The 17,255-nt window shown below is 65.3% G+C and carries 20 protein-coding genes; 10 read left to right on the plus strand and 10 right to left on the minus strand.

Features of this window, described 5'->3' with window-relative positions:
• Positions 1 to 123 precede the first annotated feature (123 nt).
• Positions 124 to 1,398, plus strand: coding sequence for a helix-turn-helix domain-containing protein (locus ACQCS0_RS17760; protein ID WP_426938872.1), 1,275 nt, complete (start codon positions 124 to 126; stop codon positions 1,396 to 1,398).
• A 39-nt stretch (positions 1,399 to 1,437) separates the two neighbouring features.
• Here the strand turns inward: ACQCS0_RS17760 and ACQCS0_RS17765 are convergent, their stop codons facing one another.
• A complete protein-coding gene (locus ACQCS0_RS17765; RefSeq protein ID WP_354222434.1) occupies positions 1,438 to 2,391 on the minus strand; it encodes a phosphoribosylaminoimidazolesuccinocarboxamide synthase in 954 nt (317 codons plus the stop codon).
• Positions 2,392 to 2,393: 2 nt separating this feature from the next.
• Entirely contained in the window at positions 2,394 to 3,710 is a 1,317-nt protein-coding gene (gene purD, locus ACQCS0_RS17770; RefSeq protein WP_354154619.1) for a phosphoribosylamine--glycine ligase, read from the minus strand.
• Positions 3,711 to 3,814: 104 nt separating this feature from the next.
• Here purD and ACQCS0_RS17775 point away from each other — a divergent pair, with 104 nt between their 5' ends.
• Genes ACQCS0_RS17775 through ACQCS0_RS17785 form a run of 3 tightly spaced genes read left to right on the plus strand, consistent with a single transcriptional unit; the run spans position 3,815 to position 6,824 of the window.
• Positions 3,815 to 5,392, plus strand: a complete 1,578-nt coding sequence (locus ACQCS0_RS17775) for a molybdopterin-dependent oxidoreductase (protein WP_354154563.1) — start codon at positions 3,815 to 3,817, stop codon at positions 5,390 to 5,392.
• A 36-nt stretch (positions 5,393 to 5,428) separates the two neighbouring features.
• A complete protein-coding gene (locus ACQCS0_RS17780; RefSeq protein WP_354154562.1) occupies positions 5,429 to 6,445 on the plus strand; it encodes an asparaginase in 1,017 nt (338 codons plus the stop codon).
• A gap of 1 nt (position 6,446) precedes the next feature.
• On the plus strand, positions 6,447 to 6,824 hold the full coding sequence (locus tag ACQCS0_RS17785; protein WP_354160353.1) for a sterol carrier family protein: 378 nt from the start codon (positions 6,447 to 6,449) through the stop codon (positions 6,822 to 6,824).
• Between the two features lie 82 nt (positions 6,825 to 6,906).
• Here ACQCS0_RS17785 and ACQCS0_RS17790 read toward each other — a convergent pair whose 3' ends face one another.
• From ACQCS0_RS17790 to ACQCS0_RS17800, 3 genes are all read right to left on the minus strand, one after another.
• The gene (locus tag ACQCS0_RS17790; RefSeq protein ID WP_354154560.1) at positions 6,907 to 7,617 is read right to left on the minus strand and encodes an HAD family hydrolase; all 711 of its coding nucleotides are present in this window, start codon (positions 7,615 to 7,617) and stop codon (positions 6,907 to 6,909) included.
• Positions 7,617 to 7,907 carry a hypothetical protein gene (locus ACQCS0_RS17795; RefSeq protein WP_354222554.1) on the minus strand — a complete coding sequence of 97 codons (291 nt, stop codon included), beginning with the start codon at positions 7,905 to 7,907 and terminating at the stop codon, positions 7,617 to 7,619. The genes ACQCS0_RS17790 and ACQCS0_RS17795 overlap by 1 nt, the downstream gene beginning before the upstream one ends.
• 113 nt (positions 7,908 to 8,020) lie before the next feature.
• The gene (locus ACQCS0_RS17800) at positions 8,021 to 9,832 is read right to left on the minus strand and encodes a glycoside hydrolase family 15 protein (protein ID WP_354222436.1); all 1,812 of its coding nucleotides are present in this window, start codon (positions 9,830 to 9,832) and stop codon (positions 8,021 to 8,023) included.
• Positions 9,833 to 9,967: 135 nt separating this feature from the next.
• On the opposite strand from ACQCS0_RS17800, the gene ACQCS0_RS17805 reads away from it, so the two are divergent.
• The 3 genes from ACQCS0_RS17805 (at position 9,968) to ACQCS0_RS17815 (ending at position 11,660) form a co-directional block, all read left to right on the plus strand.
• Positions 9,968 to 11,050, plus strand: a complete 1,083-nt coding sequence (locus tag ACQCS0_RS17805; protein ID WP_354222438.1) for a phosphatase domain-containing protein — start codon at positions 9,968 to 9,970, stop codon at positions 11,048 to 11,050.
• A 183-nt stretch (positions 11,051 to 11,233) separates the two neighbouring features.
• Positions 11,234 to 11,542: a hypothetical protein gene (locus ACQCS0_RS17810; RefSeq protein WP_354222440.1), complete on the plus strand. Its 309-nt coding sequence runs from the start codon at positions 11,234 to 11,236 to the stop codon at positions 11,540 to 11,542.
• Positions 11,532 to 11,660, plus strand: a complete 129-nt coding sequence (locus tag ACQCS0_RS17815) for a hypothetical protein (protein WP_426938873.1) — start codon at positions 11,532 to 11,534, stop codon at positions 11,658 to 11,660. Before ACQCS0_RS17810 ends, ACQCS0_RS17815 begins: the two co-directional genes overlap by 11 nt.
• On the opposite strand, the gene ACQCS0_RS17820 is transcribed toward ACQCS0_RS17815, so the two are convergent.
• Complete coding sequence (locus tag ACQCS0_RS17820) at positions 11,657 to 13,204, minus strand: GH1 family beta-glucosidase (protein ID WP_354222443.1); 1,548 nt, start codon at positions 13,202 to 13,204, stop codon at positions 11,657 to 11,659. The two genes, ACQCS0_RS17815 and ACQCS0_RS17820, sit on opposite strands and share 4 nt — an antisense overlap.
• 96 nt (positions 13,205 to 13,300) lie before the next feature.
• Here ACQCS0_RS17820 and ACQCS0_RS17825 point away from each other — a divergent pair, with 96 nt between their 5' ends.
• Both ACQCS0_RS17825 and ACQCS0_RS17830 read left to right on the plus strand, forming a co-directional pair.
• Entirely contained in the window at positions 13,301 to 14,200 is a 900-nt protein-coding gene (locus tag ACQCS0_RS17825) for a hypothetical protein (RefSeq protein WP_426938874.1), read from the plus strand.
• The gene (locus ACQCS0_RS17830; protein ID WP_354222447.1) at positions 14,122 to 14,349 is read left to right on the plus strand and encodes a hypothetical protein; all 228 of its coding nucleotides are present in this window, start codon (positions 14,122 to 14,124) and stop codon (positions 14,347 to 14,349) included. The genes ACQCS0_RS17825 and ACQCS0_RS17830 overlap by 79 nt, the downstream gene beginning before the upstream one ends.
• Here the strand turns inward: ACQCS0_RS17830 and ACQCS0_RS17835 are convergent.
• The 3 genes from ACQCS0_RS17835 to ACQCS0_RS17845 form a co-directional block, all read right to left on the minus strand.
• Positions 14,341 to 14,718 (minus strand): hypothetical protein, encoded by a 378-nt coding sequence (locus ACQCS0_RS17835; RefSeq protein WP_354154552.1) that lies wholly within the window; start codon positions 14,716 to 14,718, stop codon positions 14,341 to 14,343. The two genes, ACQCS0_RS17830 and ACQCS0_RS17835, sit on opposite strands and share 9 nt — an antisense overlap.
• Positions 14,719 to 14,767: 49 nt before the next feature.
• Entirely contained in the window at positions 14,768 to 15,121 is a 354-nt protein-coding gene (locus tag ACQCS0_RS17840; protein WP_354154551.1) for a DnaJ domain-containing protein, read from the minus strand.
• A 75-nt stretch (positions 15,122 to 15,196) separates the two neighbouring features.
• Entirely contained in the window at positions 15,197 to 15,622 is a 426-nt protein-coding gene (locus ACQCS0_RS17845; protein WP_282330233.1) for an Hsp20/alpha crystallin family protein, read from the minus strand.
• A gap of 205 nt (positions 15,623 to 15,827) precedes the next feature.
• Here ACQCS0_RS17845 and ACQCS0_RS17850 point away from each other — a divergent pair, with 205 nt between their 5' ends.
• Complete coding sequence (locus ACQCS0_RS17850) at positions 15,828 to 16,082, plus strand: MerR family transcriptional regulator (RefSeq protein ID WP_354154550.1); 255 nt, start codon at positions 15,828 to 15,830, stop codon at positions 16,080 to 16,082.
• A 180-nt stretch (positions 16,083 to 16,262) separates the two neighbouring features.
• Here the strand turns inward: ACQCS0_RS17850 and ACQCS0_RS17855 are convergent, their stop codons facing one another.
• The gene (locus tag ACQCS0_RS17855; RefSeq protein WP_354222451.1) at positions 16,263 to 17,042 is read right to left on the minus strand and encodes a phosphatase PAP2 family protein; all 780 of its coding nucleotides are present in this window, start codon (positions 17,040 to 17,042) and stop codon (positions 16,263 to 16,265) included.
• Positions 17,043 to 17,255 lie beyond the last annotated feature (213 nt).

The raw sequence follows: 17,255 nt of genomic DNA on the forward strand, positions 1-17,255 counted from the left end.
CTCAATACGAGTCGGATTCGTTACAAAGTCAGCACTGTCCTTGTTGACATACATTGTAAAATGTTTTCCACAGGGACTGTCAAGCATTGCGTACAAAGTCTGTCCAGAATTAGGAGGATACCCGTGGGCAACGGATTCGGGGAGAAGCTCCGAGCGGAGCGTCTCGAACGTGGGCTGACACAGGCTGAACTGGGCAAGGACCTGTATTCCCCCAGTTATATCTCCCTCCTCGAAACCGGCCGCCGTGAGCCGACGGCCGAAGTGATCGAAGAACTCGCCCGCAGGCTGGAGCTTGCGCCCAAGGCGCTGGAAGCCTGGAGCCAGCCCATCACCGTCAGCGACGCCGAGTACGTCCTGGCCGGCCTCTACGCGCGCCAGGCCTGGGACCTCAGGGACTACCCGCTAGCGGCCAACCACGCAGCCAACGCAGCCCAGATAGCCCTGGAGGGCAGGAATACCAGCGCGTGGTGGAATATGACCTATATGCAGGCCGAGTGCCTGATTAAACAGGGCAATTGGCAGGAATGCCAAAAGATCATGCAGCACCTCTTGGAGCACCCGATGGCCACCGAATCTGCCGGTCTGGCCGTTCGTGCCCGCCAGATGCTCGCCGCTATCTGCCAGGGACAGGGCCAGCTGAGCACCGCCGTGGAGCATGCACTGGCGGCCGTCCAACTTTGTGGCCAACTGCCCACCGGTTCCACCCTGATCATCGGCGCATACCGTGCGCTGATCGGTGCACTGGCGGAGAGCGGCCGCCTGGACGAGGCCTGGAAGTACTGCCAGGCCATGAATGACGAGATGGACGAGCACTCAATGTCCCAGCTCGCCGGTGAGGTTGCCTGGGTGATCGGCAACGTGGCGTTTATGCGGCACGATTATCCGGAGGGCATCAAGTACCACGAGCGCGCGGCCCGGATGCTCTCGCCCGCCAATGACATCGATCTCTGGGCCCGTTTCAACAAGGCTTCTGCCGCCGTCCGGCTGTCCTCCGGAATCGTTGAACCGGAAACACTTTCCAGCATCGAGCGCGCCGAGCTGGCCCTGTCCATTGTGGGCGGCAACAAGAGCGACCAGCTGGAAGTTGCGTTTATCCGCGCCCGCTGGCTGTATCTCACCGGCGACATCGTGGCTGCCATCAACAAGCTCCGGGAGATCCACGCGGAATCCGGCGAGCTGGCCAAGCACACGGCAGGGGAAGTTTCACTCCTGCTGGGCAAGTCGCTGAAAGCTGCCGGCGAGTCCGACGAAGCCCTGGTCTACCTCGAAGAAGCGCAGAAGGCCTTCAGTGCCGCGGGAGCCTCGGACCGCGTCCAACAGTCACTGGATGCGGTCCTCGAAATCAGGCTCGCCCAGCAGAGAGCCGTAGCAGCAGCGAAAGCCGTCAAAGCAAGCTAGGACGGGGCCCGGCGCGAAGCCGGGCCGGGTAAGAGTGTTCTAGGAGAACGTCCTGCCCGTGATCTTTTCGTAGGCCTCGATGTAGCGGCTGCGAGTGCGGGCCACAACGTCTGCCGGCAGGGCGGGCGGTGCCACGTCGGAGTTCTTGTCCCAGCCTGATTCGGCCGACGTCAGCCAGTCGCGCACATACTGCTTGTCGTAAGAGGGCTGCGCCTTCCCCGGCTCGTACGTGGCCGCATCCCAGAAACGCGAGGAATCCGGTGTCAGGACCTCGTCGCCCAGGGTGATGGTCCCCGACACGGCGTCGTAGCCGAACTCCACCTTGGTGTCGGCCAGGATGATGCCGCGTTGGCGGGCGATCTTCTCGGCGCCGGTGTAAATTTTCAGGGTCAGCTCGCTGAGGCGTGCGGCGATGTCGTCCCCCACCATGGCCACAACATCGTTGTAGGAGATGTTTTCGTCGTGCGCGCCCACCTCGGCCTTCGCGGACGGTGTGAAGATGGCCTGTTCCAGCCGGGATCCGTCCACCAGGCCCGGCGGCAGCGGAATCTCGCAGACCGTCCCTTTGGCCTTGTACTCCAGCAGTCCGGTGCCGGTGAGGTAGCCGCGGGCGATACATTCCACCGGGAACATGTCCAGCTTCCGGCAGATCATCGCGCGGCCTTCCACGGCCGCCGGGACGCCGTCTTCCGCCGTGGATGCCAGCACGTGGTGGACCACGTCAAGCTGGTCGAACCACCACAGGCTCAACTGCGTGAGGATGCGGCCCTTGTCCGGGATTTCGCTGGCCAGCACGTGGTCGTAGGCGCTGATGCGGTCGCTTGCCACCACCAGGACGCAGTCCTGGCCCACCTGCTGGCGGATGGCTTCGTCCGCCGGTTCGTAGAGGTCGCGGACCTTGCCGGAGTATACGTGCGTCCAGCCCGGAAGGTCCAGGGTTTCGGTGCTGAAGCCGCGCGGCTTCTGTGGTTCCTGGGCGGAGTTCTCAGTCATGCTTATACCTTCGCCTTCGTAACGGGGAGCGCTCCGGTGGCGTTGGGCGCAACCTTTATCTCGCCGCGTGCAGCCTTGCGGCCGATGTCCGTCCGGAACTGGGAGCCCTCCAGCTGAACCAGCTCCACGCCGTCGTACGCCCGTTCCCGGGCCTCCACCAGGTCGCTGCCGAGGGCAACGACGGCGAGCACCCGGCCGCCGGCCGAGATCACCTTGCCGTCGTCGTCGAGCGCGGTGCCCGCGTGGATCACGTGCACACCGTCGAGCTCATCGACCTTCTTGAGTCCGCGGATACGGTCACCGGTGCGCGGGGAGTCCGGGTAGTTTTCGGACGCGACGACGACGGCGACGGCCGTTTCCTTGGACCAGCGCAACTCTTCCGCCTTGTCCAGTTCGCCCTTGGCGGCTGCCATCAGCAGCGCACCGAGGGGGGTTTTGAGCCGGGCCAGCACGGCCTGCGTCTCGGGGTCGCCGAAGCGAACGTTGAATTCAATGACACGGGTGCCGCGCGTGGTCAGCGCCAGGCCAACAAACAGCACACCCACGAACGGCGTGCCGCGGTTCGCCATCTCATTGACCGTGGGCTGGGCCACCCGGTCGATCACCTCCTGGACCAGTCCGGCGGGGGCCCATTCCAGCGGGGTGTAAGCGCCCATGCCGCCGGTATTGGGGCCTTCATCGTTGTCGAAGATGCGCTTAAAGTCCTGGGCCGGGGACAGGGCGACTGTGTTGCGGCCGTCGCACAGGACAAAGACAGAGACCTCGGGGCCGTCAAGAAATTCCTCGATCACCACGGTGCCGGCGGCGTCGAAACAGGTCTGCGCATGGGCCAGGGCTTCGTCGCGGTTGTTGGTCACCACGACGCCCTTGCCGGCTGCGAGACCGTCGTCCTTGACCACGTAGGGTGCGCCGAAGGTATCCAGGGCCGAGGCCGCTTCCCCGGCGTCGGTAGCCACCAACGCCATGGCTGTGGGCACTCCGGCTTCGGCCATGACCTCCTTGGCGAATGCTTTGGAGGCTTCCAGCTGGGCCGCGGCCTTGCTGGGGCCAAAGACCGGAATGCCGGCGTCGCGGACGGCGTCGGATACCCCAGCCGCCAGGGGTGCCTCGGGGCCCACCACCACCAGGTCCACGCCGAGCTTGGTGGCAAGCGCCGCAACGGCGTCGGGATCATTCCCGTCAACGTTGTGGGTGGGGACCAGCTTGCTGATGCCGGCGTTGCCGGGAGCTGCATGGACCTCGGATACGTTGGGGTCAGCGAGCAGGGAGCGGACAATGGCGTGTTCGCGGCCTCCAGGGCCAATGACGAGTACCTTCACAGTCTCCAAGGGTACTTTGTGCACCCTGCCCTTTCCTAAGGGGGTGTTCCTAAGCTGTGGCCCCGCCCGGCAATCCGCGGGGCCCGGCGCAACGAATGAAAGGCATGAAGAAACTTGTGAAGTGGCTCAAGGGTCCCGCCGCCATGGCCGCGCTGGCAGGCGTTGCGGCTGCCGCCGTCGTACTTTCCGTTGCGGAACTGATCGGAGCGTTCTTTACGGCCCGGGCAACCCCGGTGATCGCGCTGGGGTCCACTTTCATCGACTTCACACCACCATGGATGAAGGATTTTGCCATTGCCACGTTCGGCACGAACGACAAGGCAGCGCTTTTCGCGGGGATGGGCCTGACCATATTCCTGTTGGCATGCGTGCTGGGTGTTGTTGCCTACCGCAAATGGGCGCTGGGTGTTGCCGGTGTACTGCTGTTGGGCGCCGTGATCGTGGCCAGCGTGGTGACGCGGGCCAGCGTGAAGCCGCTGGACGCCATCCCCACCGTGCTGGGCACGGTAGCCGGACTGATAGTGCTGCGGTTGCTGATCGCCCCCCTCTGGCGCCTGAAGTCCTGGCCTGAGGCACCTGCCGACACGGGCGCCGAGGAGCCTGACCGTCCTGCCACCAGCCGCCGCCGTTTCTTCGCCGCAGCAGGAATCACCGTGGTCGGCGCCAGCATCGCGGCCACAGGCGGACGCCTGCTCAGTGCCGCCCGCAGCAACATCTCCAAAGCCCGCGAGGCCCTGCAGCTGCCCACCCCGGCAAAGGCCGCCGCGGCTGTGCCCGCGGGAGTCCAGTCCCCCGCTGCCGGCGTGACACCCTGGGTCACACCCAACGGGGACTTCTACCGGATCGACACCGCACTCAGTGTCCCCGAAATCAACGCCGATGACTGGGAGCTGCGCGTGCATGGGCTAGTGGAGCAAGAGGTCCGCCTCACGTTCCAGGACCTGCTCGACGCCGACCTTATCGAATCACACGTGACACTCACCTGCGTTTCCAACCCGGTGGGTGGAAACCTCGCCGGGAACGCACGCTGGCTCGGCCTTCCCATCCGCGAGGTCCTCAAACGGGCCCGGCCCAAGGACGGCGCGGACATGGTGCTGTCCACGTCAATCGATGGCTTCAGCGCCTCCACGCCGCTGGAGGTTCTGCAGGATGACCGCGACGCCATGTTGGCAATCGGCATGAACGGTGAGCCGCTGCCGCTGGAGCACGGCTATCCGGTGCGCATGGTGGTGCCCGGACTCTACGGATTTGTCTCCGCCACGAAGTGGGTGGTGGACCTGGAAGTGACACGGTTCGCGGACAGCAAGGCCTACTGGACCCAGCGCGGCTGGTCCGAGCGCGGCCCCATCAAGACCATGGCCCGGGTGGAAGTCCCGAAGTCCTTCGCCAAGGTGCCAGCCGGCCGCGTGGCGATTGGCGGCACGGCCTGGGCGCAGACCCGCGGCATCACCAAGGTGGAAGTCCAGATCGACAATGACCCTTGGGCCGAGGCCGTCCTGTCCACCGAAGCATCCCTCATCACGTGGCGCCAGTGGTCCTTCGACTGGGAAGCCACACCCGGACCGCACTACATCAAGGTCCGTGCCACCGACGGAACGGGCGAGGTCCAGACCGATCAGCGCGCCGATCCAGTACCCGACGGCGCCTCCGGCTGGCAGTCCGTCATGGTGACCGTGGAATAGCCCGGCATTCAACGAATCCGCCCCTAGACTGACAATATGCCGCACAACCCGCATGCCACGTTCACCGTGGACTCCGCCGTAGAACTCGCTGTTGTTGAACGAAGCGGTTTTGTGGAGTCCCGGCACATCGGCTCCGCCGTCGTACTGTCCGCCGACGGGTCCGTCGTCACCGAACTCGGCGACATCCTGACTCCCCTGTACGCACGGTCCGCGCTCAAACCGCTGCAGGCCCTGGCGTCCATGCAGTCCGGCGTCCCCCTGCGCGGCGCGCAGGTGGCGCTGGCCTGCGGCAGCCACACGGGCTCCCTGGACCATATGGATGTAGTGGAGGGCATGCTCAAGGCCGCCGGCGTCCGGGAGGACCAACTCCAGTGCCCCGCCGCCTGGCCCCAGGACGAGACGGCCCGCAACTGGATGGCTCTTTCCGAGCGGGGCAAGTCCAAGCTAGCCTTTAACTGCTCCGGAAAGCACGCCGCCTTCCTGTGGGCCTGCACGGAAAACGGCTGGGACACCCACAGCTACCTCGAGCCGAACCATCCCCTGCAGCAACGGGTCCGCAGCGTGATCGAGGAATACAGCGGCGAGCGCATCGCCCATCTGGGCATTGACGGGTGCGGCGCCCCTGTTGCCGCTATTTCGCTGACCGGGCTGGCCCGCGCATTCTCGATGCTGGCCAAGGCGCCTGGCGACAAGAACTCCAACGCCCGGGCCGCCACCATCGCCACGTCCATGCTCGACTACCCTTGGGCCGTCCAGGGCCGCGGCCAGGCCAACACCATCGTGATGGACGAACTCGGCATCATTGCCAAGATCGGCGCAGAGGGCGTCCTGGCCATGGCCACACCCCAGGGCGTGTCCGTGGCTATCAAGATGCTGGACGGGAATCTGCGCGCCACGTCGCTGGTGGGCCTGACACTTCTTGCCGCGGTTGGCGCCGTGGACGTCCCCGGAGTCTCCAGCGTTCTCGAAAAAGTGGTTGCCCCGGTGATGGGCGGCAGCCACGAGGTGGGCAAGATCCGGCTGGGTCCGGCCGTGTCAGCTCTTCTGGACTGACATGGCCGTAGCACGTCGTCGGATCGGCATTGAAGAAGGTACTGCGGCACTGGCCGCGTGGCAGGAAGCCGCCGCATCGCCGTCGGACGTTCCACTCCCCCGCAACGTCACTGCCACGGCTGTGCGATACACGCTGGAGGAGGTGACCGCGAGGGCGCCGGGGAATTCGGTGGAGGTGAGGGTGCCGCCGTTCGGAGTCACCCAGTGCGTCGAGGGGCCGAGGCACACCCGCGGAACCCCGCCCAACGTGATCGAGTGCGACGCCGCCACCTGGCTGGGCATGGTGACCGGCCGGTTGAGCTGGGCGGACGCTGTCGCGGCCAGCAGGGTGTCCGCCTCCGGTCTGCGCGCGGACCTCTCAGCGCTGCTACCCCTTTAACCCTCGAGTTTTTGTTATTGGCCGATCCAGCCGATTTTGAGCGGGTTATCTGCCCAAAAACTCGGGGGGGAAGGTCAGTCAGTCAGTCCGACATCGTCAGCAGCCTGCCAAGGGCGCTTGCCTGCAGGTTGTCCAGGATGTCCCGGGGCCCGGCATAGACCTCGGCCGCACCGGCCGCCCGCAACTCGGCGGCGCTGGTCCCCCCGCAGGTGACGCCGATGGCGGGGATACCCAACGCTGCGGCGGCTTGCATGTCCCAGACCGCGTCACCCACGTAGACAGCGTCGGCCGCGGCCACACCAACAGCTTGCAGCGCTGCCACCAGGATGTCCGGCGCCGGCTTGCTTGCCTTCGCATCGTCGGCGCTGGTGGCGGCATGGATGAACGAGTCCGCACCGAGGGTCCTGCGGTTGGCCGCCAGATCCTGAGTTCGGGCCGATGATGCCAGGGCGACGGCGAGTCCCCCGGCGTGGCACTGGGCCAGCAACTCCTTGGCGCCGTCCAATGGACGCAGCGACGGCCAGCTCTGTGCGAACACCGCCGCATGGCTGGCCAGGATGTCGTCATCTGCCTCCCGGTCCCGGCCAGCAGGAAGGAGGGTGTCCACCAGTCGCGCTCCGCCCATCCCTACACAGCGGTGAATGGCGGCCATGGGGACATCATGCTGGTGCTGGCGGAAGGCCTGCCACCACGCAAGCGTGTGGATATACGCAGAGTCCACCAAGGTCCCGTCCACGTCAAAAAGGACACCCCGCTCTCTGCCGCGGACCAGGGCATGGCTCTGGGTGATCATCACCCAGCCACAGCGCGAGCGGCCCCGGACAGCTTCCTGCCGCGGGCAGCGCTATCCTTCGACGCCGACGCGGCGCCAATCCGGACCCGGATGACTGCTCCGGCACCGTTGCCGCTGCGGTCCCTGATCAGGCCGGTGCCGGCAATCTCGCGGGCCATCCCAATGCCGGCCACCGCGGCATTCTTGGTGGGAAAGGTCACGGAGATTGCCATCAGGTTCCCGGAACCGTCCAACATCCGTACCCTGTAGCCGCCGTCGGGCGCATCCACCAGCTCAAAATGTCCGGCCATTACAACCACCCCTCGTTCAGTCACGGCGCTGTGCCTTTTGGGAGCGTTCCGCGATTCTAGTAAGTATACTTACCTTCCTTCCGGAGGTGAAGACCTGGCCGGGCGTCAACCCGTCATTGCCCCGGTTTTTCGGCCTCCGGTGGAATAGGTGCGTCACTGCGGCGAACTGTACCCTGATGCAGCTCAAGGGCGCTTGTCACAAGCGCGAAGTGGCTGAAGGCCTGGGGCGTATTGCCCAACTGCCGGCCTGCCCGGACACCCCATTCCTCACTGAGAAGACCCACATCGTTGCGCAGTTCCAGGAGGCGTTCGAAGAGTGCGGTGGACTCCTCGGTGCGTCCCGCACCCAGCAGAGCTTCCACCAACCAGAACGAGCACGCCAGGAACACTCCCTCGCCTCCTGGGAGGCCGTCGTCGCTGTCGGCGGACCGGTAGCGCATCACGAAACCGTCCTCGGTCAGCTCCCGCTGGATGGCGTCAATGGTCCCCAGAACGCGGGCATCATCCGGTGGCAGGAAGCCCACCCGGGGGATCAGTAGGAGGCTGGCGTCAAGTTCGGGCCTCCCGTATGACTGCACGAAGGTGTTGCGGGCAGGATCGAAACCGTTGGCCATGACGTCCCCGTGAATGGTGTCGCGAAGGGCCTCCCAGCGTTCCACGGGGCCGGGCAGACCGAAATCACGGACGCCCTTGACCATCCGGTCCGCGGCCACCCAGGCCATCACCTTCGAATGCGTGAAATGACGCCGCGGCCCGCGCATCTCCCAGAGTCCGTTGTCCGGCTGGTCCCAGATGGTCTCCAGATGCTGCATCAGGGCGACCTGAACGTCCCACGATTCATCCGCATATTTCAGCAGCGAGGTCCTGGTCAGCGCAAGGCAATCGAGCACCTCCCCCCAGACGTCCAGCTGAAGCTGCTCCGCGGCGCCGTTCCCGGTCCGAACCGGTTTCGAATTCTCGTACCCGGCAAGCCATGGCAGTTCCATCTCCGGAAGCCTGCGTTCTCCGTGGATCCCATACATGATCTGCAGGTCGGCCGGATCGCCTGCCACAGCGCGGAGCAGCCAGTCGCGCCAGGCGGCGGCCTCGGCGGTGTAGCCGGCGGCCAGCAGGGCCTGCAGTGTCATGGCGGCGTCCCGCAGCCAGCAGTAGCGGTAGTCCCAGTTGCGGGGGCCGCCGAGCTGTTCCGGCAGGGACGTGGTGACGGCGGCCACGATGCCTCCGGTGGGGGCGTAAGTCAGCGCTTTCAGTGTCACCAGCGACCGGACCACGGCATCCCGGTACTTGCCCTGCACTGTGCATTGGGACGCCCAGCCGCGCCAGAAGGCGAGCGTGGTGCCCAGCACCACCTCGGCATCCACCGTGTGCGGGCGGGAAAGGTGGCTGGGCGCCCACGTCAGGACAAATGGAACGCGCTCCCCCGCCTCGACCGTGAAGTCGCTGACGGAGTGCATATTCTCGCCGACAAGGGGGGCCTCGGTGACAAAGTAGACGGAGTCGGGCCCGGCGACAGCATGCAGGCCATGCTTGTCGCGGCGCACCCAGGGGATGATGTGCCCGTAATCGAACCTCAGCGCCAGTTCGCCATGCATTCTCACGCTTCCGCTTACGCCCTCCACGATCCGCACGATGTCCGCCACCGAGTCACGCGGCGGCATGAAGTCGATGACGCGGACAGTCCCCTCCGGGGTGTCCCATTCCGTTTCCAGGACCAGGGTCCCCTCCCGGTAACTTCGCCTGGTGCACGTGCCGCCACCAGCGGGTGCGAGCAGCCAGCGACCTGCCTCCGGGGTGTCCAGAAGGGCGTTGAAACATGCCGGGGAGTCGAAGCGCGGCAGGCACAGCCAGTCGATGGAGCCCTCAGTGCTGACGAGGGCGCCGGTGTGGAGATCGCCAACAACTGCGTAGTCTTCGATGCGCGCCATTCCCATACACTGCCACACGGACTGCTGACAGGGCTGGGTGGGCACTCCGCGTTCCTGATTAAGGGATGACGTCACGCACGACGGCGGGACCTCCGGACGTGCCGGCGCGCGGCTGCGCTGTGGCAGAGTGGAGGCATGGACAGGGCTCCTCAGAATTCACCGCAGAACACTCCGCATCCCGCACCACTGTCCGGTACCCGGATTCTCCGCCTGGCACACCGGATTTCCGACGTCGTCAGCGGCGTCCGCATCCAGCTGGCCAAGCGCTGGAATTTCACGTCACAGACCATTGCGTACCAGGGCTACGGTTCAACCGGCTGGGTACGCGTGCTTGGCCGCGTCCTGTTGACCAAGAATCCTCCCCCCGGCAGCTGGGCCGAGCACGCAGCCCGCAACGGCAATCAAAACGTCCGCGGCTGGCGGGCCTTCACCAGCGTTCCGATGCAGTTCGTCGAGGTCGAAATCACCATCGACGGCGTCACCACCCGGGTCCGGGCAGACCGGGGCGGGCTCATCGACACCGTAGTGGACGTGCAGCTCCCGCCAGGCTGGCACACCGCCGTCCTGCGGGCTGACGGGACCGAGCCCGTGGAGACGCTGATCCAGGTGATCGAAGCGGATGCGAAGTTCGGCATCGTGTCCGACATTGACGACACCGTGATGGTCACCGCCCTGCCGAGGCCGTTCCTAGCCCTGTGGAACACGTTTGTCCTCAGCGAACGGGCCCGAATGGCGACTCCGGGAATGGCGGTCCTGCTGGAACGGCTCACCATTGAACACCCGGACGCGCCGGTCATCTATCTGTCCACGGGTCCGTGGAACGCCGCCCCCACACTGGCGAGGTTCCTGAGTCGGAACATGTATCCCTCGGGGGCCCTCCTCCTCACCGACTGGGGCCTGACCCAGGACCGCTGGTTCCGCAGCGGGCGGGAGCACAAGCACCGCAACCTGGAGCGCCTCGCCAAGGAATTCCCAGACATGCGGTGGCTCCTGATCGGCGACAACGGCCAGCACGACGAGCAGATCTATTCAGGCTTCGCGCAGGAAAACGCCGACAAGGTGGCCGCCATCGCCATCCGGCAGCTCTCCGTCAGCGAGTCCGTCTTCGCCGGCGGGCACTCCGAGGACGGCGACCACACCACCTCGGTGGTGCCTTGGATCTATTCGCCCGACGGCGCCGGTATGGCCAAACAGCTCAAGCTCCTGGACCTCCTCTAGATTCCGGGGATCCGCAACACTTTCAGGCGGATAGGCGACACGAATGAGCGACACCGACGGCGATGCACGGCGACGGGAACTTGGGGATAATTCGAGCCCGGTTGAAGAGGAGGTTGAGGAATTCTTCGACCGCACGGTTGAGGAAGGCGCGCAGCGGCTGAACTGTTCACGGAAGGCTTCCTGGTGCCCATTGCCGCAGTCGTCGCACGCGAGGCAAGCTACGCGCAGCTCGGGAAGCTCTGGGGCGGCACACTCATTGCCAACCTGGTGGGCGGTTGGCTTTTCATGGCATTGATCATGACAGCGTTCCCGCAGTGGAGCGGGACCATCACGAAGGAAGCCACCTACTTTCTCGGCGCCGGCTTTAGCTGGAAAACCGTGTGTCTTGCCGTGTTGGCGGGGAGCACCATCACGATCTTCGGTGCCATCCACGCGGGTGCCGACATCGACTACCTACAATGGCTCGGCTGGTTCCAATGTAGTGGTCTTTAACGTGCTTGGCGGGATCCTGCTGGTGACCGCGCTACGGCTGGTGAGCGCCAGTAAGCTACAGAAGAAACGGCGCGATGACTCCCCCGAAGACCCGGAAGACGCGCACCACGGCGGCTAGGTTCTAGGGGTGGCACCCGAGGTGGCCACGCCGTCGTCGGGCGCTTCCGTTGCGTCAGGTTCCATGGCCTGCGCGACGGCGGCACCCGCCGCCGCGGCAAGGTTACGCTCCTCGATGAGCTCCTGAAGCCAGAAGTAGGACGCCTTCGGCGTGCGCTCCAGGGTCTCGAAATCAACATGCAGCAGGCCGAACGGCTGTTTGTAGCCTGCCGACCATTCAAAATTGTCCATGAGTGACCACACGTAGTAGCCGCGGAGGTCTATGCCCTCCGCTTCGCCGCCGGGAGCCGTGGCCTTCAGCGCTGACTCGATGTGGTCCGACAGGTATTTCAGCCGCCGCTCGTCCGGAATGAAGGTGGTGTTGGTGGACTTGTCGCGGACGATGATGTCCTCGAAACTGGCCCCGCCCTCGGTGATGATCACCGGCGGAAGATGCGGGTACCGTTCCGCCATTTCCTTCAGTGCCACCCCCATGTACTCGGGCTTCACCGGCCAGCCGTAAGCGGTGATGTCTGCTTCGGGCCAGGCCTCCACGTGGAACGGCGTGGAGCCGTTGCCGGCTGAACTCAGGTCGCTGCCCATGGCCTCCGCCATGGTGGCCGGCACCGCCCCGTCGCCGGGACCGACGGCTACCTTGGTGGGCATGTAGTAGTTGAGTCCATAGAAATCCAGCGGCTGCGAGATAATCTCCATGTCCTCGTCCGGATGGTCGAAGGAGCCGAAGAACTTCGCGGCGCGGATGATATCCGGATATTGGCCCGTGAGAACTGGGTCCGCGTACAACCGGTTCTGTGCAATGTCCATCAGGCCAGCGCTGATCCGGTCCAGGGGGTTGATGGAGTTCGGGACCATGGGCGAGTACACGTTGGTCATCCCGATCTCGCCCGGGACCCCCGCCGCCCGCAATGCCTGCAGCGCGAGCCCATGGCCCAGAAGCTGGTGGTGCACGGTGGGCAACGCCTTGAGCATAAGGGCTTCGCCCGGCGAGTGCAGGCCCATGGTGTAGCCGTTGGTGCTGACTGTGGCGGGCTCGTTGATGGTGACCCAACGGGCAACACGGTCACCGTACGCAGCAGCGGCAATCGAGGCGAACTCCCCGAGTCGATGGGCGGTATCGCGATTCATCCAGCCGCCGGCGTCGTCCAATGCCAGCGGAGTGTCCCAGTGATAGAGGGTGACCATGGGCGAAATACCGTTGGCCAGGAGCTCGTCCAGGAGCCGGTCGTAGAAGTCCAGCCCGGCAGGATTCACCGGGCCGCTGCCGTTGGGCTGGATCCGCGGCCAGGACAGCGAGAACCGGTACGAGTCGACGCCCAGCTGCTTCATGAGGGCAACATCGCCGGGCATGCGGTGATAGTGGTCGCAGGCCACAGCCGGGCTGTGGTCATCCACGATGGTGCCTTCCTTGGCCGAAAACACGTCCCAGCCCGCCGGGCCCCTCCCATCCTCGGTGAGCGCGCCCTCGATCTGGAAGGCTGCGGTTGCCACTCCCAGCGTGAAGTCCGCCGGGATGATGGCGGCCAGGTCCTTGGCGGAAATGTGCATGGAGTCAGCCCTTATGAAAGAGAAAGCGTGGAACGGGTACGTCCCAGAATGACATACGGCCGGGCTGCTGACGAGCGTCCCTGCTAGGGTCTGTGCATGGTGGAAAACATCCCGCCGCACCGGTTTGTGGACGCGGACATCCTGATGGCGGAGTTCGCCGATCAGGATCCGGACAGCAGGCTGGTGGGAATCGGCGGCGCCCAGCGGCAACACCAGACACTCAGCGATATGCTGCAGCAGTCGCAGCTGTTTCCCCAGTTTCCGCTCGCCCAGCCCGACTACACCAACCTTGCCGTAGGACCTGATACGCAGCGCCAGGCGGTGGCCATGGGGCTCTGGCTCTTCAGCTTCGAAGGACACAAGCTGGCGGTCTTCCAGCGCGACGCTGACCCGCGGACCGGGCGTCAAACGGCCACCTTGGAAGTGCTGGCCACCGGGCCGGGAACAGCAAACAGGTTCCTGGCCGAGTTCCGTCTCCTGATGGACAACAACAGCGTCCTCAAGGGCCAAGTCATCTCAATGGTGATATCCGATTATGGGCCGAGCACGGCCGGGGTGACGTTCCACCACCGCCCCAGCCTCCCGGCGTCGGACGTCATCATGCCCGACGGCCTGCTGCAGAACGTCGCGGACCACACCGTGGGCATCGCCACGCACCGGTCATCCCTCAAGCAGCACGGCCAGCACCTCAAACGCGGCATCCTGCTGTACGGCCGGCCCGGGACCGGCAAAACGCACACCGTGCGGCACCTGCTGAGCCAGAGTCAAGGCTCGACGGCGATCCTCCTCTCGGGCGGTTCGCTCGCCAGGATCTCCGAGGCAGCCAGCATGGCCCGGGCCGGGTGGACCTCGCGGTGGAGATCCCGCTGCCGGCCCATGCCGAGCGGATCCGTCTGCTGGAACTCTACGGCCGCCTGGTGGCATTCAGCCCCGCGGCGCTGGATGCCGCGGCGGAACGGACGGCGGGAACCACCGCCTCCTTCGCCCTGGAACTGATCCGTCGGGCCGTGGTGGCCGCGGCGCTGGACGACGCGCCGGTGTCCGATTCACACCTTGCTGCAGCCGTGGAGGACCTGATGGCCGACGCCGAAACCCTCACCCGCAGCCTGCTGGGCAGCGGCACGGACGCGGCCGGCTCATTGTGAGCCGAACAGGAACTCCTTGGCGTGCGCCACGGCCTTCCGGAAGGCATCATTCCGGAGCGTGACGAGCTGCTCCGCGTCGCCGTCTGCCGGCTCCAGATAGCCGGTGTATCCGGGCCGCAGCACCCAGACGTCGCCGGCGGGTGGAAGATAGAACACCCCATACGACCGCTGCTGCTCGTCCTCTTTGGTCCATACGGGAACCACTGCCAGGGCCGCGCCGGTGGCAGGGTTGATCCATTGGGCCCGGGGCACCGGTTCTTCGTGGGCTTCGGGGTCCAGGAACGGCGCAGAGCCCTTGCCCCAGCGCCGTTCGAAGCGTTCGTGGAAGGCAGGAATCAGGTGGGAGTCGTAGCGGCGCCAGTCGCTCATTGTTTTTGTCCGCCTCCTCGCGGTGATGGCTGTCGTCTTAGCTTAGGTTTTATGCCCACGGCCCGCTTTCCCAACGCACCGGCGTGATCCTGATGATGTTGCCGGCCGGGACGTACCGGTTGCTGACGTCCCGGATCGGGATGACGTTAGTGGTGCCATCCGGCGCGCTTTTTCTGTTGCGGCTCCGGCCGTAGGCCGCGCGCCGCGCCGGGTCTCCAAGCACAGCGTACGCCTGCATGATCCGCAGCAGCTCTCCATCATCGACGTCGCACTCACCCGCTGGCCTGCCGTCGATGTCGGGGTGGTGGCTGCGCATCAGCGCACGGTAGGCACGGGAAATCTCCTGCTGGCTGGCATCGGGTTTCACCCTCAGGGCGGCGTAGTAGTCCGGCTGGCTGGTCATTGCGGTACTTTCCGGGGAATCTTACGGCGACGGCGCCGGGGCACCGGCCGCAACCGGCGCCCCGGCAGTCCGGGCCTACTTGCCGATCTCGTGCAGGGACCCCTGCTTGTTTTCGATCTCGATCCTGCGCGGCTTGGCCTGCTCCGACACCGGGATGCGCAGCGTTAGGACGCCTTGGTCGTAGCTGGCCGTGATGTTGTCCGCATCAAGGGTGTCACCTAGGATCAGCTGGCGACTGAACACCCCGCGCGGCCGCTCTGAAGCCACCAGTTCCACATTGGGCTGCGTGGGATCCTGGCGCTCCGCCCGGACAGTCAGTACGTTGCGTTCAACGTTGAGGTCCACCGAATCGGTCTTGACGCCCGGGAGGTCGAACGCCACCACGAACACGCCGTCTTCCTGCCAGGCGTCCATAGGCATGGCCGCCGGCCGGGCGGCGGTTCCGAAGACCTGCTGGGCGAGCCGGTCCAGCTCACGGAACGGGTCCGTACGCATCAACATCATTTCTCACTCCTTCAGTTTGAGATGTTGAATTCAGTTCATCTACCCACCATCGGTTATCTGTGTTGGTGGATATAGATTTTTTATAGCACTCGTGCGAGACTGATGCAACATCATGGGAGGGAATTTTGGATTGGACGCGGTCGGTGGAACACCAGGACGGAAACCGGGTCCTCGGGCCGGGCAGGCACTGTATGCCATCTCTGTGGCGGCAAAGCTGGCAGGGACCGGGCAGCAGAACATCAGACTCTACGAGACCAAAGGCCTGATCCTGCCGGAGCGAACGGCCGGGGGCACGCGTCAGTACAGTGATGCGGATGTAGCACTGCTCCTGCACATCGGAGAACTCCTGGATCAGGGGCTCAATCTTGCCGGCATCGCCAAAGTATTGGCGCTCGAGGTAGCGAACGCCGAACTACGCCTCGCCCTCAGCCGGGTCAGGCCACGACAGGAGGCGTAGCGGCTACGGTCCCAGCGTCGCTCAGGCTCTGCTCCCACCAGCCGGTAGGACTCCGCCAGCAGTTCGCCGAGTTCCTCGGTGCCGATACGGGCCAGCCGGACCAGCAACAGCTGCTGCGCTCGGTGACACTTGGCAGTGCCAGGCACATGCTCCGCACATCATCCTCGGTTGCCATCGCGGCTAATCTCCCGGTGTGTCCGCTTTGGAGAGCTCGCCCGTGATCCGTTCGCCGGGGATTCGGGCGGTCCGCCACGTATCCAGGGCGATGACGGCACCGAGGATCAGGAACGAGAGCGTAATCGAGGCAAGCGCGTCGCTGAACCAGTGGTAGCCGAGGTACAGGCGGCTCACAGCGGCGAGAACTATGCCGATGCCCGCACCAACGAAGCCGAAGACTGCCGACGTCGGGTTTTCCCGCCGCGAGAAGACGAGGAACGTGGTCACCAGCAGGAAGTCGCAGGCACCCAGGACGTGGCCGGACGGGAACGAGAAGGTGTGGTCGGCGCCGAACAGCATCAGGTCCACGGGCGGCCGCGAGCGCTGGACGATCGCCAGGATGATCTGCGATATCACGACGCCGGCGAGCATGGCGGCGGCGAGCATAATGGGCCGCCAGGCGTGCTTGGCCGCGAACCCCCAGACCACCGTCACCACCAGCACGATGACGGGCAGGGCAACGGGGCCGAAGACAACGGCGAGGAAGATCATCACGGCCGTGAGGGTCTCGGACCGGAGCGAGACCAGCCAGTTGCGGATGGATTCGTCGGGACCCCACGGGCCGGTGTTGCTCTGCAGGACGCCCACGAGCGTAATGACGAACAGCAGGGCCCCCACGGCCATAAGGACCACCGCGGAGCGGTACAGAGCCGTGCGTGCGGCCGGTTCCATAAAGCGTTCCTCCACCACGAACTTGTCATGGAAGGTTCGCCAAAGACTGTTCTTACGTGTCTGCTCTGCCATTGCGTTTCCGTCCGTTCGCCGTTGAGCCGTTGAGGAGTCCTACGGTGAAGATTATCCCTTCTGCCCGGTGTTGGGCCCACTCAGCCCTGCCGTTCGCCGTGGCGCCGGGCACGTCAGCCTGCCGGGGTAGCCTGACTCAGTGGGTGTGATGTATGAGTTGATCAACAGGCAGGGCGTGGATACACTCACCGGAATCCTGGCCGTGGCCGCTCC

The sequence above is a fragment of the Pseudarthrobacter sp. S6 genome, from assembly GCF_050156575.1.
Taxonomy (GTDB): domain Bacteria; phylum Actinomycetota; class Actinomycetes; order Actinomycetales; family Micrococcaceae; genus Arthrobacter.

Bases quoted from the DNA above. Each gene is read 5' to 3' on its own strand.
- ACQCS0_RS17765 (WP_354222434.1), bottom strand. From the start codon at position 2,391: ATGACTGAGAACTCCGCCCAGGAACCACAGAAGCCGCGCGGCTTCAGC.
- ACQCS0_RS17775 (WP_354154563.1), top strand. From the start codon at position 3,815: ATGAAGAAACTTGTGAAGTGGCTCAAGGGTCCCGCCGCCATGGCCGCG.
- ACQCS0_RS17780 (WP_354154562.1), top strand. From the start codon at position 5,429: ATGCCGCACAACCCGCATGCCACGTTCACCGTGGACTCCGCCGTAGAA.
- ACQCS0_RS17785 (WP_354160353.1), top strand. From the start codon at position 6,447: ATGGCCGTAGCACGTCGTCGGATCGGCATTGAAGAAGGTACTGCGGCA.
- ACQCS0_RS17790 (WP_354154560.1), bottom strand. From the start codon at position 7,617: ATGATCACCCAGAGCCATGCCCTGGTCCGCGGCAGAGAGCGGGGTGTC.
- ACQCS0_RS17795 (WP_354222554.1), bottom strand. From the start codon at position 7,907: ATGGCCGGACATTTTGAGCTGGTGGATGCGCCCGACGGCGGCTACAGG.
- ACQCS0_RS17800 (WP_354222436.1), bottom strand. From the start codon at position 9,832: ATGGCGCGCATCGAAGACTACGCAGTTGTTGGCGATCTCCACACCGGC.
- ACQCS0_RS17805 (WP_354222438.1), top strand. From the start codon at position 9,968: ATGGACAGGGCTCCTCAGAATTCACCGCAGAACACTCCGCATCCCGCA.
- ACQCS0_RS17820 (WP_354222443.1), bottom strand. From the start codon at position 13,204: ATGCACATTTCCGCCAAGGACCTGGCCGCCATCATCCCGGCGGACTTC.
- ACQCS0_RS17825 (WP_426938874.1), top strand. From the start codon at position 13,301: ATGGTGGAAAACATCCCGCCGCACCGGTTTGTGGACGCGGACATCCTG.
- ACQCS0_RS17835 (WP_354154552.1), bottom strand. From the start codon at position 14,718: ATGAGCGACTGGCGCCGCTACGACTCCCACCTGATTCCTGCCTTCCAC.
- ACQCS0_RS17840 (WP_354154551.1), bottom strand. From the start codon at position 15,121: ATGACCAGCCAGCCGGACTACTACGCCGCCCTGAGGGTGAAACCCGAT.
- ACQCS0_RS17845 (WP_282330233.1), bottom strand. From the start codon at position 15,622: ATGTTGATGCGTACGGACCCGTTCCGTGAGCTGGACCGGCTCGCCCAG.
- ACQCS0_RS17855 (WP_354222451.1), bottom strand. From the start codon at position 17,042: ATGGCAGAGCAGACACGTAAGAACAGTCTTTGGCGAACCTTCCATGAC.